At 64.4% G+C, this 340-nt stretch carries 1 protein-coding gene; it reads right to left on the bottom strand.

Features of this window, described 5'->3' with window-relative positions; translation table 11 throughout:
• Positions 1-65: 65 nt before the first annotated feature.
• Positions 66-340: integrase core domain-containing protein (locus J1M40_RS12050; RefSeq protein WP_206450833.1), on the bottom strand; the 275-nt coding region annotated here is incomplete at its 5' end.

A 340-nucleotide genomic window follows, 5' to 3' on the forward strand; every position in this document is an offset into this window, starting at 1 on the left:
GACCCGTGGACTTCGGGGCAGGGAACAGCGGGCCGATCACGGCCCAGACCTCGTCCGAGATGACATCACGCGACACCCCTCAAGACTGGCGCACCCAAAGCTTGAAACCCTTTAGCAACACGCCCTAGGTAGCCGAGCGAGGAGTGCCGGCGGTGGTGGTTGTACTCGTCCTTCCAGTCGCCGATGATGACCTGTGCGTGCAGCAGCGAGTAGAAGCTGTTGATGTTGAGGCACTCGTCGCGGATCCGGCTGTTGAACGACTCGACGTACCCGTTGCGCCACGGCGAGCCCGGAGGGATGTAGGACAGGCCGGTGCGGGTGCCGGCCCAGTCGGCCATCG

Source organism: Micrococcus sp. KRD026 (assembly GCF_017168445.1).
GTDB classification, from domain to species: Bacteria; Actinomycetota; Actinomycetes; order Actinomycetales; family Micrococcaceae; genus Micrococcus; species Micrococcus luteus.